This is a genomic window from Virgisporangium ochraceum, from assembly GCF_016863655.1.
GTDB lineage: Bacteria > Actinomycetota > Actinomycetes > Mycobacteriales > Micromonosporaceae > Virgisporangium > Virgisporangium ochraceum.
In genome coordinates this window covers 1-13,380 of the sequence record NZ_BOPH01000130.1, presented here as the reverse complement: position 1 = coordinate 13,380, position 13,380 = coordinate 1, and the positions used below count along the sequence as shown (strand labels likewise).

Sequence of the window (13,380 nt, the reverse complement as noted above, 5' to 3'; positions counted from 1 at the left end):
TCACAGGTTGATGCTGTTGGCTTTGCCAGTGACCTTCACCGCGATGATGCCCACCACGACAATGGCAAGCGCGACGAGCAACGCGGTCACGAGTACCGTCTCGGTCGAGTAGCCGCCGTCACCCGTCCGGCGCACCACTTGCCACCGGCGACGAAGCTCCGCCGAGAGGTGAGTAAGTAGTCCAATCATCAGCTATATCTCCGTTCTAGAGCCCGATCAATACCGCCGCAACAGCCGGGTAGCCCAGGAATATGAGGAACCCGGCGAACAGCGCGACGACCGGCAACGACATCCGTTCGGTCGCAGCATTGGCTTCGCCCTCGGCGTGAGCGAGTTGCCGGTCCCGCATCGCCACCGCCCGAGCCCGCAGCGACGTGCGGACCTTCGCCCCCTCGGTTCCGGCCAACGCCACCGTCGCGGCAAGCTGCTGCAACTCGGCCAGGCCGATGCGACGGCCGAGCACGGCAAGGACATCCCACGGCGGCACCCGCGCCAGCCGCGCCTCGGCCAGCGCGTAGCGCAACTCCCGGTACGCGGGACCGGATCCGATCGCGGCGGCCTCGTCCAAGGCTTGGTCGACGCCCGATCCAGCGGCAAGGCTGATCACGACGAGATCGAGGAACGAGCTGAGCGCGTCACGGAACGCCGCCCGGTGCTTGGCCGCCTCGCTGCGCGCGGAGAGGTCAGCGGCGAAGAATCCCGCCGTGCCGAGGATCAGCGACGCCACGACTGGAACGGCCGCACCCGCTCCGGCCCCGCCGGCAACGCCGACCAGCCCTACCGCCGCCGGTGGAAGAAGAAGTCCGAACACTATCGCGGTGGCCTGCTCGGCGAGGTGGACCTCAACCGGCTTGTCAAGCGTCACCAGGTCCCGGCGGACACCTGCGCGTGGGAGGCCTGCTCGACGCAACCAGCGGGCTCCGGGCCGTCCCAGCCGCGCGCTCCACCCGGCCTGGCCCGCTTCTGTCGGGCTGTGCGGGTACGCCGCCGGATCGGAGGGGTCCGGATCGAGGGCGGATTCCAGTCTGGGCGGCCGGGGGAACCAGCCGATCAGCATGAGCCACACGCCGAGCCCGGTCCCCACGCCGGCCAACAGCAGCGCCCCGGTCATTGAGACACCGTCCGACCATCGACAGCCGATCCTGCGTCTGTGGCAGGATCGGCGACCCGCGCGAGAATGCGGCTGGTGTCCTTGTCTCGCATGAGCCAGGCCAACCACCAAAACGCTATTCCGAAGCAACCTCCGGCCCCGGCAAGGACGAGTTGCCCGAACGCGGTGTCGAACGGGTCCAGGTAGCCCCGGTTGATCACCGTCAGCACAGCCGCCATCGCCAACGTCGCACCCACGATGACCCGCGCCGAGGTCCGCGTGCGCTGCCGGCCGGAGGCGACCCGTTGCCGGGAGGCGACCTTCGCCCTCGCGGAGGCCGCCAGTTCGCCGAGCACATCGGCAAGCTGCCCGGCCCCACCGCGAGCTGCCAACAGCAACCCGGCGACGACGAGGTCGGCGGTCGGGTCGGCCAGCTCGGCGGCGAAGGCCCGCAGCGCGTCCGCCAGCCGCCAGCCGCGCCGCAGCCGAGTCGCCAGGAGGGCGACCTCGTCCCGGATCGGTTCCGGCGCCTCAATCGCCGACGCGTCGAGCGCCTGCTCCAGCCCCGCTGCCGCGGCCAGGTTGTCGCGCAGCGACTCCGTCCACGTCGCGATGGCCTCGATCCGGGCCAGTGTGCGCTCGTGGTCACGGTCGGGTCCGATGATCTGTGGCAGTACCCAGGCCGCGACGCTCGACAGCACCGCAGCAACCGGCCAGCGGGTCACCACCGCTACCACCACGCCGACGGCCAGGCAGACCGCCACCCGGCGGCGGCTTGCTTCGACCACGAGCCGGACCCACCAAGGCGATTCAGTCCGCTCCTCGCGGTCGGTCGAAAGGACCGGTGCTGCCGACCGGGTGAGTCCGATGCCGATGAGCAGCACGCCCAGACCGGTGACGAGCCCGAGCAGCGCCGCCAGCGGAACCGTCAGAACCAGAGCGGTCATTGGGTCCACCCACCGCTCGGTGCCCAGCGGGCGGAGTCGACCACGCGCGGATCGCATCCGACCCGGGTCAGTGCCGCTGCCAGTTCGGTAGACAGGGGAGCGCCGGGAACGGCGCGGCCGTCGGGACCGGGTCGGAACACCTCGTTCGAGGCAACGGTCAGCCCGTCCGCCCCGACCACGTCCCGGACCGAGGTCACGACGCGGCCGGCACGGTCCGGGGTGAAACCGAGGTGTACGACCAGGTCGACGGCCTCGGCGACGAGGAGGTTGGTGGTGGCGGGCTCCAGCCGTTCCGGTGACTGCGCGGCGTAAAGGACGAGTTTGTGGAAGACGCCGGCCGAGGACGAGGCGTGGATGGTGCCCAGTGAGCCGTCGTTGCCCTGGGACATGGCGTTGAGCATCGGGATGACCTCGTGGCCGCGGACCTCGCCGACGATGACCCGGTCAGGCCCCATCCGCAGCCCGGACCGGAACAGCGTGCTCATGTCGATCGCGCCTTCGCCTTCGACGTTGGCGTCGCGGGTCTGCAGCGGCATCACATCCGGATGGGCGATCGGATCTGCGTCGAGGGCCAGTTCGTAGGTGTCCTCGATCGTGACGATCCGCTCCTGCGGCGCGATCTCGGCCGCCAACGCCCGCAGCAGCGTCGTCTTGCCCGCCCCGACCGGCCCGGCGACGAGGATGTTCAACCGCGCCCGCACCGCCGCAGCCAACAGCGCCCGCAGGGCCGGGCTGACCGTGCCGAGCCGCTGCAGGTCGGCAAGCGTGACGCGGGGGTGGCGGTGGCGGCGGATCGACAGCGACGGCCGGCGGGTCACCGACATGACCGCATGCAGCCGCGACCCGTCCGGCAGCTGCAGGTTCAGCAGCGGCGCTGCGCGGTCCCAGCGACGTTCCTCGCCACCCTCGCCGCCGAGCATTGCCCGGCCGGCGTCCGCCGCCAGGCGGCGGATCAGATCGACCATCTCCGCGTCGCTGTCGGCGATCGGCGCGACCATCACCCGGGTGCCGTCGGCGTAGCGGACGAACACCCGGTCGCAGCCGTTGGCGTTGACCTCCTCCACCCGGCTGTCGGCAAGTAGCGGCTCCAGTCCGCCGGCACCGAGGAGCGAGTCCGCCACCGCCCGACCAATCCGGGACTCCGCTTGCGGGCGCAGCGGCGGCCGGCCGGCGTTCATCTCGTCTGTGGCGTGCTCGTCGAGCGCCTGGGTGATCAGCCGGTGCACCGCCGCAACGCGCGCCTCCATGGTCATCGCAGACCCGGCGGCCGACTCGTGGGCCTTCGCCTCCCGCGTCAGCCGATCCGCGACGCGTCGGCGAACCAGCCGCACGACGGCGGCATCATCGGTCGCCGATGCCGGTGGCAGAGCGGGTAGCGGTAGATGCTGCCCGGTCGGAGTCAGCGAGTGGCCGTTCACCCGTGCGACCGGGATCGAGGTGATGGGATGACTCATCGCGCGGGCCAACTGTTCGCAGCAGTGGTCTGGAGGCGGGGCGCGAAGTCGGTCAGCAGACGTTCGAGCGCGGCGATCAGTGGCAGGCGCCACCAGCGGCGGCCGGCGAGCAGCTCCCCGTTGAGAGCCGCCGCTGCTTTCGGATCGTTCGGTAGCGGGCCGAGCACCGCCACGGCGGTGGGATCACGAGCCAGCCCCGTGACCGCGTGAGAACGCAGCACGTTCGCCACCTCGTCCGCGTTATACACGCCGCCCGGGGCCAGCAGCACCACCAGCAGGCCCGGACCGGCATCAAGCAGCCCGCCCAGATGCTCGCGGAGATGCGCCAGCTCATCCGCCCGACCGCGAGCCAACACCAGCACCACATCGGCAGCCGCGAGCAGCTGCCATATCGGCGGCGCTGTCGGTGAGCCGGCTACGGACTCCGCCGTAAGGCGGCCGCAGTCTGCGACCACGAGCCGGTCGGGCATGGTCAGGACCGGTGCCTGCGCGGCCATCAGTTCCGGCAACGCCGCCCGCGCCTGCGCTCCACCCGGTGGCGCGGGCACGACCGCCGTCGACGCGTCGCCGAGCCGTAGCACCTGCGAGCCGGCCGCAAGCGCGGCGTCCGGGGCGGTTCCGGCAATGCGTGAGGCTGCGGCCAGGTCGACCAGAGTCGGCCGGGCCGCGAGCCGATGGCGCAGCATCAGGTCGCCACCGGACGGATCGCACTCCACCAGCACCGCGCGGGCCGCTGTCAGCGCCAGTCCCACGGCTGTCGTGGTCACGCCCGGGCGACCCTTCACAGAGGTCACAGCCAGCAACGCCATCTCAACCACCGCCCGGCGTCAGCTGCATCAGCACCACACCGCCGGAAGGCGCCGCAGCCAAACGTTCGCTGTCGGCCTCATCGACCAGCAGCGTTACAACGGTTCCGCCCTGCCCGTCCCCGGCCGGATCCACGTCAAGGACAGCTGCCTCCAAGCGGACCTGGGTGGCGGCCGTCGCTGCCGGTCCCGCGCCGGGTGCACCGGCCGAGACGAACACCGCGACCCGAGCCCCGGCGACCAGACCGCGCGGGAATTGACCCGGCTTCACCACAACGGACGCCGCCACCTTTCCCGCCGGCGGGAACGCCGCCTCCCCAACCAGCGAAGGTGTCAGCAGCGTTCCGGGCAGCAGCGGCACCACCGCCGACCGGCCCACCACCGACGCGGCCCGCGACGCCAGGATCAGCGGCACCGCCGGATCGGACGCCGCCGACACCGTCCGCAGGTCCGACACCGTGATCACCTGCCCCGCCGCCAACGCACGCGCGACGGCCAGCACCTGAACCCGGTCACCCAACCGCACAGCACCGTAGGCATAGCCGAGCACCGACACGATCACCAGCAGGCCGCCCAGAGCGACGAACGGCAACCGTCGCCGACGCCGGACCGCCAGCCACGGACCCCGGCCGACCCGGGCCTGATTGACAACCGGACGCTGCTCCACTCCGGTTGATGGACGCACGGAACCCAGCGCCATGGCACACACCTCCGCTCAGGCGCACAAAATCCTGTCGATGGACTACCTCGTAACGACCGCCTGCGACTCCTCAACGCGCACCTGAACGGCACCCGTCGTCGTCAACCCCGGCACCGAGCCCGATTGACCCGCGCCGGCCCACGTCACCTCCCACATGACCATCACGGTCACGGTGTGCCGACCGCCAGGGCTCGCCGCGGACGAAGCCCGGTAGGTGTAGCCGCAGTCCGGCGACGGCGCGCGCGGGTCCGCGGCCGGCGTCCACACCGAGCCCGGACCCTGACAGCTGACCGAACCACCGTCGCCCATCGACCACGAGGCGCTCACCGGGCGGGCCGTCGCCGTCACCGACAGCCCTGGGACCGAGGCCGTCGCCGATTGGGTCCGCCATGATTCCGGGTCGAGCGCGAGCCACGTCGGCAGCTGGACGATCTGGTCACCTGCCGGGTTGAGCGCGACCACCACGGTCGGAAGGCGGAGGCGGGACCGTGCCTGCCGCGCCAGGATTTCCGGCGACACCGTCGGCGGCAGACCGGATATCCACATTGGTCCTTCAAAGGCAATCGCCCTGCCGTCCGGCCCGTAGCACCGCTTGAAGTACCAACCGCCTTCACCGGAGGGCTGGCCGCCGAGGGCCGCGACGCTCGTGGCGGACAGGTCGGCCGGCGTGTACGTGCATTGCACGTCACTGGTGCCGCCGCCGGAACCTCCGCTGCCGCCACTACCGCCGTTGCTGCCGCTCTGGCCAGGCCCGCCGGGTGTCTTCACCCACGGGTCGCAGACCGGGTTGGCCGGGTTCGAGCAGACGACGCCCCCTCCGCCGCCACCCGCATGGGCGGCTGAGGAGATCAGCGGCGCGATCATCGTTAACAGCACGATCACCAGCGCTCCGCGAACAAGCCTCAGCATGTCCCGGACCGCCCCAGCTCGAAGGACTTCACCTTCCACGCCCCGCCTGAGCGCGTCACTACGGCTGTCGTCTGGTGCTTGCCGCCAGGCTCATCGTCAGCAAGACCACCAGATGCCTTGTAAACGAGCCAGTCCTCGTCGTTGACGCAGTCGAGGATCATGACCTCAGTTGGTGCGTCAGCCGGACGTACCTCGGTTGGCTTCGGATCGATGACGAGCTCGCCGAGGATCACCTGCTGGTTCTGCCGATGTTGCAGCAGCGCAGTGACGATCAACTTAAGCGCGTCGTCCGACGCGTATGTACGAAGGGCGGCAGCGTCCGGGTCAGCTGTCTTGCCTGCCGCTACGAAGGCGTCCCACATGCCCCGGTACGCCGCGACAGCGTCCCGCTCCGCCGCGCCTCGCGCATCCGCAGAACTCGCCGGCGCCCCAGTCGGCGACGGCGGTTGCTCGACGTCTGGGTCATCGTCCTTCGAGCAGCCACCAACGACAGCCACGACCACGAGGATGCTGGCGAACACCCGCGTCGGAATCTTCATCCGGCTTCCTATCCCACTCGGCTCCTTGCGCACAGACGTTACGAGCCTTGACCGGACCGCATACCAAATCCTCACCACGACCGCTGATGAAGATCCACAATCATCGCGAAGGTCACGTTCTCGCTACATGTCATATCGCAATATGTCACTCCATCGCTACGCTGACCTATTTCGTTCGGGCGTCACGTTCAACGCAAACGTTCAAGCCTGTCGTAGCTGACCGTGATCGCGCGCGGCCTTTCGCAGCGATCGCGGGCTGGCCGAGAAGGCGACTGTCGAGATGATCCCTGGTCGCTGGGGACCGTGTCCGCAACCTGAATCTGACTGCTCAACTTCCGCTCGTGTCAGTTGGCTACCGACTGCGATCTCGGCTCGCGTCGTCCGCCGAGTGGTCCCGTCAACATGCACGTGCATCTGCAGTCATCGACCCCGACGCCGCCGTCCACCTCGGCTTACTACTCGCTGAAACGGCTTGAATACGCAGCTACACTCGTCAGCGTCGATATGCGGAGTGCGCCGGGTCGTATGACCAACGTCCGGCGTGGAGCCTGACGGGGAGATTGAATGAGGTTTGCTGATCTTCAGCACATCGACAGCCTGGTCCACAACGTCTGGGACGCCACCGCACTGTTCTGCCTGGAAGATCATGCATTGCGCTACACGGACCTCGGTTCCCAGATGAGCGAGTGGAGCGGCCAGCGCCTCAGTGACAGCACGGTGACCCAGACGGTCAAGCGGCTGTTCCGTGCTGGAATGGTCGAGACGATCAAGGACAACGATGGGGCTCGCACCGTGTCCCGCTATGCGTTGACTGACGCAGGCCGCGCACGCTTGGCGAAGCTTCGTGTCCTGCAATCGGCCGGCGCGGCGGCTCGGACCGAGGCCCGTCCGCCCCATGCCACTCGGGATGGTGCAACGCACGGTATTGCAAGACAGTCCACCTCGGCCGATGATTCGACGATGGCCTGGGACGACCGCGATCCCGGTGGGGCGCAGGAGCCGGTCGATGGCAGCGCCAATCGCTTCGACATCTTCAAGCCGCACCCCGCTCGACGCTACAACTACTGGCTGGGTGGAAAGGATCACTATCCCGCGGATCGGCAGTCGGCTGCCGAGATCGAGAAGGTCATGCCGTCGGTGGTGATGGGTGCGCGAGAGAACCGGAAGTTCCAGCGCCGAGTTGTTCGGTTCCTGGCTGCCGAAGCGGGCATTCGCCAGTTCCTCGACATCGGCACCGGACTGCCCGCCCCAGACAACACCCATGAGGTTGCCCAGGCGATCGACCCGACGTCGCGCATCGTCTATGTCGACAACGACCCGCTGGTGCTCGCCAATGCCCGTGCGCTGCTGACCGGCACCTCCGAGGGCCGGACCGCCTACATCGATGCTGACCTGCGAGAGCCGGAGAAGATCCTGGGTCATCCTGATCTCCGGGGAACGCTGGATCTCGATCAGCCGGTCGCGCTGCTGCTGATCGCCGTCCTGCACTTCATCGTGGATGACGAGGATCCGTACGGCCTGGTTGCGCGCCTCCTGGGAAAGCTAGCGCCAGGCAGCTATGTAGCAATCACAAACGTCACCCAGGACTTTATGCCGGCGGAGCAGGTCGAGGTGGTCAACGCGGCCGCCTCCACCGGCAGGCATGGTCAGGTGCGGTTTCGATCCGCCGCCGAACTCGGCCAGTTCTTCGAGGGCACCGACTTGGTTCCGCCGGGCATCTGTTCAGTTGCCGATTGGCAACGCGACGAGTCGCCTCCGCCGCCGGCGGCGGATGTTTCTTGCCTTGGCGGAGTGGCGCGAGTCCCGTAGCGATCGTGTCGACGCTGCTGGTACCAGCGAATCCGTGGCGGGCACACCCGTGACCGCGGTGGCGACCGCAGGTACGCTCGTTATTGCAGCGGCTCTTACAAGCGTGCCCGGCGCTGCGATCGCGTATGCGGTACCGCCACGCGGCCCTGTCGCTGTCCCATCCCGCTGGTGGTCCGGCGCGCCCGCGCCTCTTCCGGCGCGGGCCGCGATCGTGGCAACAACCGCCGCTTCGGCAGGTCTTCTTGCAGCCGCGACGGATCGCGTGGCGATGGGCGCTGCACTCATCGCGACGGCGACTGTATACGCCGTCCTTGCGGTCTCCGACTTACGCGTACGCCGACTTCCGCATCGGCTTACCGCTGCGGCCTGGATGACCGCGGTGCTCGCGACATTGACAGAGGCCACCGCTCGGGGCGAGCTCGCGCCGGCGGCCGAAGCCTTTACGACAACAATCGGTGTCGTTGTGCTGCTCCTTGGCATCGCCTTCGCGCTACCGGGGCAGCTCGGCCTCGGCGACGTGAACCTCGCGGGCACAGTCGTGCTGTCGCTGGCGTGGTCCGGCTGGACCACCGGCCTGATTGCCGTTCTCGTTGGACTGGTTCTTCAAGCGGTAGTCGCAGCTGTTGCAGTCGTTGCTAGCGCCGAGAGCAACATACGGTTGCCATGCGGCCCGTCTTTGGTCGCAGGATGGCTGATCACGGCGGTGGTGGTCGCCCTGTGATCAGGGAGCAGGGAGACGCCGGCCACGAAGTCGTCCTTCGACTCGTCAAACGAGTCGGCAGACCACCTCTCGTGGCGCCGTCTACCGCAGGAACGCGGGGTAGAGCGGCTGCTCACGAATCGCGTCCGAGTGCAGACCGGTCGTTCACTGCAGCTGATCGTCGTAGTCGCGTCGTTGACTTCCTTCGTCTGAACCGGTGGATCTGTGGGAAGAACACGTTGACCGTGGGCCGGCCTCGACGCGGATCGTCGGCTCGCGGTCGGCGACGTAGCGCGGACCCCCGCGTAGGACGAAGTCGTGCATGTCGTGCTCGGCGATTAGCCGGTCGTGGATCCGCTTGACGGTGTGCCGCTGTTGCGGGTGCGTCCAGGTCCACGCGGAGGATTGCGTCGATGAGGGCTTGAACGGGTCCAGGTTCGACGGCCGCGGGGCATCGGCCGTAGGACGCCACCCCGTCCTCGAACGTCCAGCCCACCCGGCCAGCGACGAAGGCTTCGAGGTCATCCACCTGTCCGAACTACCCCGGGTCGCTCGACCGGACGATCATTGTCGCGAGGTCAAGAGCTTCCTTGATCTCGCCGGGGTCCCTGTCCGTGGCTCTCGCGATCAGGTCCACCGGCATGTTCTCGCCGGCCACTGTCAGTTGCCTGGAGAGAGCGCGAGCGAGGTCGAAGACGCCGAGCCCAAGGGTGTAGGTGCCTGGGTCCCAACGCTGTACCAGGTCGAGGTACTGCAATGTGCGGATGTAGTGAGTGGTGGTGCCGAAGCTGAGGTCGAGGCGCGTGGTGATGCCGCGCATTGACATGCCTGGCGGACGTGCGTCGGCGAGGAGGTCGAGGATGCTTGCCGCCCGACCTACCGACAGGATCATGTCGGACGGCGGGTCGGTTGGTGATCTGAGCATGGCGCCTTCCTTGGCGTGGGCCAGCCCGCCCTCGGCGGACGAGGACGGGCTGGAGCAACGGTGCGCTTACGCGATGGCTGGTCTAGCCAGCCAGGGCCGACACGGGGAGGTTCACGACCCACCACGCCAGTCGCGCAAGGTGGGCAAGCACGTGGCCGAGATAGGGCGCCAGCGCAACCATGAGCGCGATCAGGGCTGGCCCGATTCCCGCCACTACTGCGGAACGAGGTCGAACGCCACGACACGATCCGGGTTCAGGTCCGGCTTGATCGTGCCAACCGCTTGCAGGATCGCGATGTTCCGGGCGACCCGAGGCCTGTCGATCTGGCCGATGACGCGGGCGCTGCCGCGTATGTAGTTCACGGACTCTCGGATCTCACCGGCTGCGACCTCGGCCTTGTATTCGGGCACGTGCTTGTGCACCATGGCGCCGGCTTGATCGGGGTTCTCGATGGCCCAGGCGACCCCTCGTAGGGTGGCGTCGCGGAAGCGGCGTACCAGGTCGGGGTTGCTCCTGATGAGATCGGCCGAGGCGCCCAGCCCGTTGCCGTAGAGGTCCCGCACGACGTCGGAGTACGGCAGCATGGAGATCCGCTGCTTGGCGAGCGCCTCCAGGGCCGGGCGGCCGACGACGATCTCCACGCCTGCGTCGACCTGGCCGGCGACGACGACCTGCCGGATCGCCTGCGGCTGAACCGGCTGCCACTTGATCGTCGCCTCGTCGATGCCGGCCAGGTGCGCGTACGCCGGGAAGACGGTCTTGTTCACGCCGCCTTCGAAGTAGGCGATCCGCTTGCCGGCGAGGTCTTTGGGCGAGTTGATCCCCGCCTTCGAAAGCGAGACGATGCACGACACCGTCTGCTGGTAGATCGCCGCGAAGACCCGAAAGTCGGCCGGCGTGCCGCGATCGATCTCCAGCAGTCCACCGGTGATGTCGATGACCGCGAACTGGGCGTTGCCCGCCTTCAGCGCAAGCAGGTTCTCTCGGGTGCCCCTGCCTGGCTGCACCTTGACGCTAAGACCGACCTCCCGGTAGTAGCCGTTCTCGATCGCGGCATAGACGAACGCGTCCTGGCCGGTGATGTTGAACCCGGTGACGAAGGTGACCTCGTCGGTCTGTGCGCTGGAGTTCTTCGGCTTGTCACTACCACAGCCGACGAGCGACGCGGCCACGACGCCGCTGCCGGCGGTGAGCAGTGAGCGGCGGCCGAGTGCGGCCACCTTGTCCGCAGACAGCATCTGTTCAGTCCTCCAGTGGTGTGCGGCCGATGGTGGACCAGGTCAGGTTGCCGGTGAGCACGACACGGGGGTCGGTCAGGTCGTGGCGTAGCTCGTCGAGATCGCTGCGGGTAAGCCCGTGGGTGACGAGCCGGTCTTCCAACTCGGTGGACACGGCGATGGGCAGCTGGCAGCCGGGGCTGCCACCGGTCCAGGACCGGGCGCGGGTATGAGTCTCGACATCGACCAGGCCGGCATCTCTCATTGCGGCGTGGGTGCGGGTCGCCCAGCGCGGATCGTTACCGGCGTCGGCGAACACCGCGATCAGCGCCTGCTGATACCGCTGGAACAGACGTTTAGTACGCGGGCTCGGCGCATCCAGGACCAGTCCCGGGCCGGCCACCCCCCAGTCCTCGATCATGAGGGTGCCGCCGGGTGCCAACGTGTCGACCACGTCCAACAGGAGCTTGTCGCGGTTGGGCAGGTGGGCAAACAGCAGCCGGGCGTGGACCAGATCCCACGGACCCGGCGGCAGTGGTTCGGCGAGCAGGTCGCAGGTGATCACCTCGACCTGGTGATGATCGCGCACCTCAGGCCGGATCCGGCTGGTGTCCAGGTCCAGGACCACGATCGCGCCGTAACTGATCTCGTCGGCGACCTTCAGCGCCATGCTGCCGTTGCCCGCGCCGAGCAGCAGGGTGCGTGTGTCGTGCCGCAGGGCGCCGTCTGCGATGGACAGGTACTTCACGAGGAGGTCGGTCGTGTTGGTGTCCAGCACACCGGACAGGCACTCGTGCATACCCGGTGCACCCTCGTGGGCGTTGTCCAGGGCATACCGACCAGGGGCGGTCGTCATCGCTACTCCATCTCTACAAGAGGGGTTGGGAACACCGGCCAGCCCTGAGGCAATCGGGAATGGCCGGCAATGACGCAGCCAGCAGAGCGGCCACGACACGGCAGCCGCCAAGAGGCACACGCTCCGGAACAGGCGGCCGGTAGCAGGGCGGCCGGCAACAGAGGCGGCCGTGCCTTTCAGTCCGCTACCGTGCGCGGGGGCGGGGTTTGACGGCCACGGCGCCGTAGGCTGCGGCGTCGGTGAACGGCACCGGGTCGACGGCGGGGCGACGCCAGTCGGCGACCGGGACCAGGCCCGGCGGGACGGGCCGCCAGTCACCTAGCAGCGGCAGGATCTGCTCCTTGCTGCGGTACTTGAAGTCGCCGTGCCGGCCGCTAGCCACGGCCTGGTCCCAGGCGGCACGGACAACCGGGTCGACCGGGTCAGCGGTGGCGTGGCTGAGTACCAGGTAGCTCCCGACCGGCATCGCATCACGCAGCGCGGCGACCGCCCAGGCCAGGACCTCGTCGTCGAGGACGAAGTGCGCGACGGCGACCAGCATCAACGCGACCGGCTCGTCGAAGTCCAGCACCGACATGGCCGCATCACCGACGATCCCGTCCGGGTCACGCAGATCCTGCTCGATGTAGGCGGTCTGCCCCTGCGGCGTGGAGGTGAGCAGGGCACGGGCGTGGGTCATCACCATCGGGTCGTTGTCGACATACACCACCCTGCACTCCGGCGCGATCTGCTGGGCCACCTCGTGAGTGTTGTCGGCCGTGGGCAGACCGGTGCCGATGTCGAGGAACTGGCGCACACCCCGCTGTCCGGCCAGGTAGGTGACCGCCCGTCGCAGAAACGCCCGGTTATGGAGGGCTGCCGTGCGCACCGACGGGTAGATCTTCGCGATCTCGTCCCCGGAATCCCGGTCGACAGCGAAGTTGTCCTTGCCATCCAGCCAGTAGTTGTACCGTCGAGCCGGATGCACCACCGACGTGTCCAGCCCCGAACTCGGGTCAACCTGCATCACGCCGACACGCTCTTCCGAGGTACCGCCGACGGCTCCCGACAGCCCTCGACCCGAGGGCTCCCCGTCGCGTCCACCCCGGTTCTGGCGCCGCTGCGCCGCAGCCCATTCCTTACCCGGCGGCACCGGCTCCGACTCGCTACTCATGGTGTGTTCACCACTTCGACCACATTCCTTCGATGCTTCCTTTGACGGCTCTTTCGGATTCGATACATGGGAGCCGGGATGGGTGGGCGTGCCTTCAGGGTTGCCAGGGGTGTCGGTCGCCGGGTGGGACCCGGCACCGGTTCAGGGACTTCGACGCTGTCGTCGTTTGCCGCCGCGTGAACGCATCGGCACGCCGGCCTCGCCGAGAAGTGTGTGGACGAAGCCGTAGCTGCGGCCCAACCCTGCAGCGATGTCGCGGATCGACTCCTTGCTG

Annotated in this window: 15 protein-coding genes; 2 read left to right on the top strand and 13 right to left on the bottom strand. The window is 68.4% G+C overall.

Annotated features, from left to right (window positions below):
* The 8 genes from Voc01_RS45280 to Voc01_RS45245 form a co-directional block, all read right to left on the bottom strand.
* Complete coding sequence (locus tag Voc01_RS45280) at positions 1–189, bottom strand: hypothetical protein (protein WP_203933958.1); 189 nt, start codon at positions 187–189, stop codon at positions 1–3.
* Between the two features lie 16 nt (positions 190–205).
* The gene (locus Voc01_RS45275) at positions 206–1,111 is read right to left on the bottom strand and encodes a type II secretion system F family protein (RefSeq protein WP_203933957.1); all 906 of its coding nucleotides are present in this window, start codon (positions 1,109–1,111) and stop codon (positions 206–208) included.
* On the bottom strand, positions 1,108–2,037 hold the full coding sequence (locus Voc01_RS45270; protein ID WP_203933956.1) for a type II secretion system F family protein: 930 nt from the start codon (positions 2,035–2,037) through the stop codon (positions 1,108–1,110). The genes Voc01_RS45275 and Voc01_RS45270 overlap by 4 nt, the downstream gene beginning before the upstream one ends.
* The gene (locus Voc01_RS45265; RefSeq protein WP_203933955.1) at positions 2,034–3,491 is read right to left on the bottom strand and encodes a TadA family conjugal transfer-associated ATPase; all 1,458 of its coding nucleotides are present in this window, start codon (positions 3,489–3,491) and stop codon (positions 2,034–2,036) included. The genes Voc01_RS45270 and Voc01_RS45265 overlap by 4 nt, the downstream gene beginning before the upstream one ends.
* Complete coding sequence (locus Voc01_RS45260; RefSeq protein ID WP_203933954.1) at positions 3,488–4,300, bottom strand: P-loop NTPase family protein; 813 nt, start codon at positions 4,298–4,300, stop codon at positions 3,488–3,490. The genes Voc01_RS45265 and Voc01_RS45260 overlap by 4 nt, the downstream gene beginning before the upstream one ends.
* Before the next feature lies 1 nt (position 4,301).
* Positions 4,302–4,889, bottom strand: a complete 588-nt coding sequence (locus Voc01_RS45255; RefSeq protein WP_239160953.1) for an SAF domain-containing protein — start codon at positions 4,887–4,889, stop codon at positions 4,302–4,304.
* Between the two features lie 150 nt (positions 4,890–5,039).
* The gene (locus Voc01_RS45250; RefSeq protein ID WP_203933952.1) at positions 5,040–5,861 is read right to left on the bottom strand and encodes a hypothetical protein; all 822 of its coding nucleotides are present in this window, start codon (positions 5,859–5,861) and stop codon (positions 5,040–5,042) included.
* Positions 5,862–5,899: 38 nt separating this feature from the next.
* Complete coding sequence (locus tag Voc01_RS45245; RefSeq protein WP_239160946.1) at positions 5,900–6,445, bottom strand: hypothetical protein; 546 nt, start codon at positions 6,443–6,445, stop codon at positions 5,900–5,902.
* 564 nt (positions 6,446–7,009) lie between these two features.
* Here Voc01_RS45245 and Voc01_RS45240 point away from each other — a divergent pair.
* Together Voc01_RS45240 and Voc01_RS54505 are read left to right on the top strand one after the other, a co-directional pair.
* The gene (locus tag Voc01_RS45240) at positions 7,010–8,254 is read left to right on the top strand and encodes an SAM-dependent methyltransferase (RefSeq protein ID WP_239160945.1); all 1,245 of its coding nucleotides are present in this window, start codon (positions 7,010–7,012) and stop codon (positions 8,252–8,254) included.
* Entirely contained in the window at positions 8,217–8,975 is a 759-nt protein-coding gene (locus Voc01_RS54505; RefSeq protein ID WP_307781615.1) for a prepilin peptidase, read from the top strand. The genes Voc01_RS45240 and Voc01_RS54505 overlap by 38 nt, the downstream gene beginning before the upstream one ends.
* A gap of 517 nt (positions 8,976–9,492) precedes the next feature.
* Here Voc01_RS54505 and Voc01_RS45230 read toward each other — a convergent pair.
* The 5 genes from Voc01_RS45230 to Voc01_RS53735 all read right to left on the bottom strand — a co-directional run bounded on the left by Voc01_RS45230 (position 9,493) and on the right by Voc01_RS53735 (position 13,367).
* Positions 9,493–9,879 carry a helix-turn-helix domain-containing protein gene (locus Voc01_RS45230; protein ID WP_203933950.1) on the bottom strand — a complete coding sequence of 129 codons (387 nt, stop codon included), beginning with the start codon at positions 9,877–9,879 and terminating at the stop codon, positions 9,493–9,495.
* A 213-nt stretch (positions 9,880–10,092) separates the two neighbouring features.
* On the bottom strand, positions 10,093–11,118 hold the full coding sequence (locus Voc01_RS45225; protein ID WP_203933949.1) for an ABC transporter substrate-binding protein: 1,026 nt from the start codon (positions 11,116–11,118) through the stop codon (positions 10,093–10,095).
* A 4-nt stretch (positions 11,119–11,122) separates the two neighbouring features.
* Entirely contained in the window at positions 11,123–11,953 is an 831-nt protein-coding gene (locus Voc01_RS45220) for a class I SAM-dependent methyltransferase (RefSeq protein ID WP_203933948.1), read from the bottom strand.
* Positions 11,954–12,137: 184 nt separating this feature from the next.
* Positions 12,138–12,959 (bottom strand): SAM-dependent methyltransferase, encoded by an 822-nt coding sequence (locus Voc01_RS45215; RefSeq protein WP_203933980.1) that lies wholly within the window; start codon positions 12,957–12,959, stop codon positions 12,138–12,140.
* Between the two features lie 288 nt (positions 12,960–13,247).
* Positions 13,248–13,367: a helix-turn-helix domain-containing protein gene (locus tag Voc01_RS53735; RefSeq protein WP_373873951.1), complete on the bottom strand. Its 120-nt coding sequence runs from the start codon at positions 13,365–13,367 to the stop codon at positions 13,248–13,250.
* Positions 13,368–13,380: the final 13 nt, after the last annotated feature.

Bases quoted from the DNA above. Each gene is read 5' to 3' on its own strand.
- Voc01_RS45280 (WP_203933958.1), bottom strand. From the start codon at position 189: ATGATTGGACTACTTACTCACCTCTCGGCGGAGCTTCGTCGCCGGTGG.
- Voc01_RS45275 (WP_203933957.1), bottom strand. From the start codon at position 1,111: ATGACCGGGGCGCTGCTGTTGGCCGGCGTGGGGACCGGGCTCGGCGTG.
- Voc01_RS45270 (WP_203933956.1), bottom strand. From the start codon at position 2,037: ATGACCGCTCTGGTTCTGACGGTTCCGCTGGCGGCGCTGCTCGGGCTC.
- Voc01_RS45265 (WP_203933955.1), bottom strand. From the start codon at position 3,491: ATGAGTCATCCCATCACCTCGATCCCGGTCGCACGGGTGAACGGCCAC.
- Voc01_RS45260 (WP_203933954.1), bottom strand. From the start codon at position 4,300: ATGGCGTTGCTGGCTGTGACCTCTGTGAAGGGTCGCCCGGGCGTGACC.
- Voc01_RS45250 (WP_203933952.1), bottom strand. From the start codon at position 5,861: ATGATCGCGCCGCTGATCTCCTCAGCCGCCCATGCGGGTGGCGGCGGA.
- Voc01_RS45245 (WP_239160946.1), bottom strand. From the start codon at position 6,445: ATGAAGATTCCGACGCGGGTGTTCGCCAGCATCCTCGTGGTCGTGGCT.
- Voc01_RS45240 (WP_239160945.1), top strand. From the start codon at position 7,010: ATGAGGTTTGCTGATCTTCAGCACATCGACAGCCTGGTCCACAACGTC.
- Voc01_RS54505 (WP_307781615.1), top strand. From the start codon at position 8,217: ATGTTTCTTGCCTTGGCGGAGTGGCGCGAGTCCCGTAGCGATCGTGTC.
- Voc01_RS45230 (WP_203933950.1), bottom strand. From the start codon at position 9,879: ATGCTCAGATCACCAACCGACCCGCCGTCCGACATGATCCTGTCGGTA.
- Voc01_RS45225 (WP_203933949.1), bottom strand. From the start codon at position 11,118: ATGCTGTCTGCGGACAAGGTGGCCGCACTCGGCCGCCGCTCACTGCTC.
- Voc01_RS45220 (WP_203933948.1), bottom strand. From the start codon at position 11,953: ATGACGACCGCCCCTGGTCGGTATGCCCTGGACAACGCCCACGAGGGT.
- Voc01_RS45215 (WP_203933980.1), bottom strand. From the start codon at position 12,959: ATGCAGGTTGACCCGAGTTCGGGGCTGGACACGTCGGTGGTGCATCCG.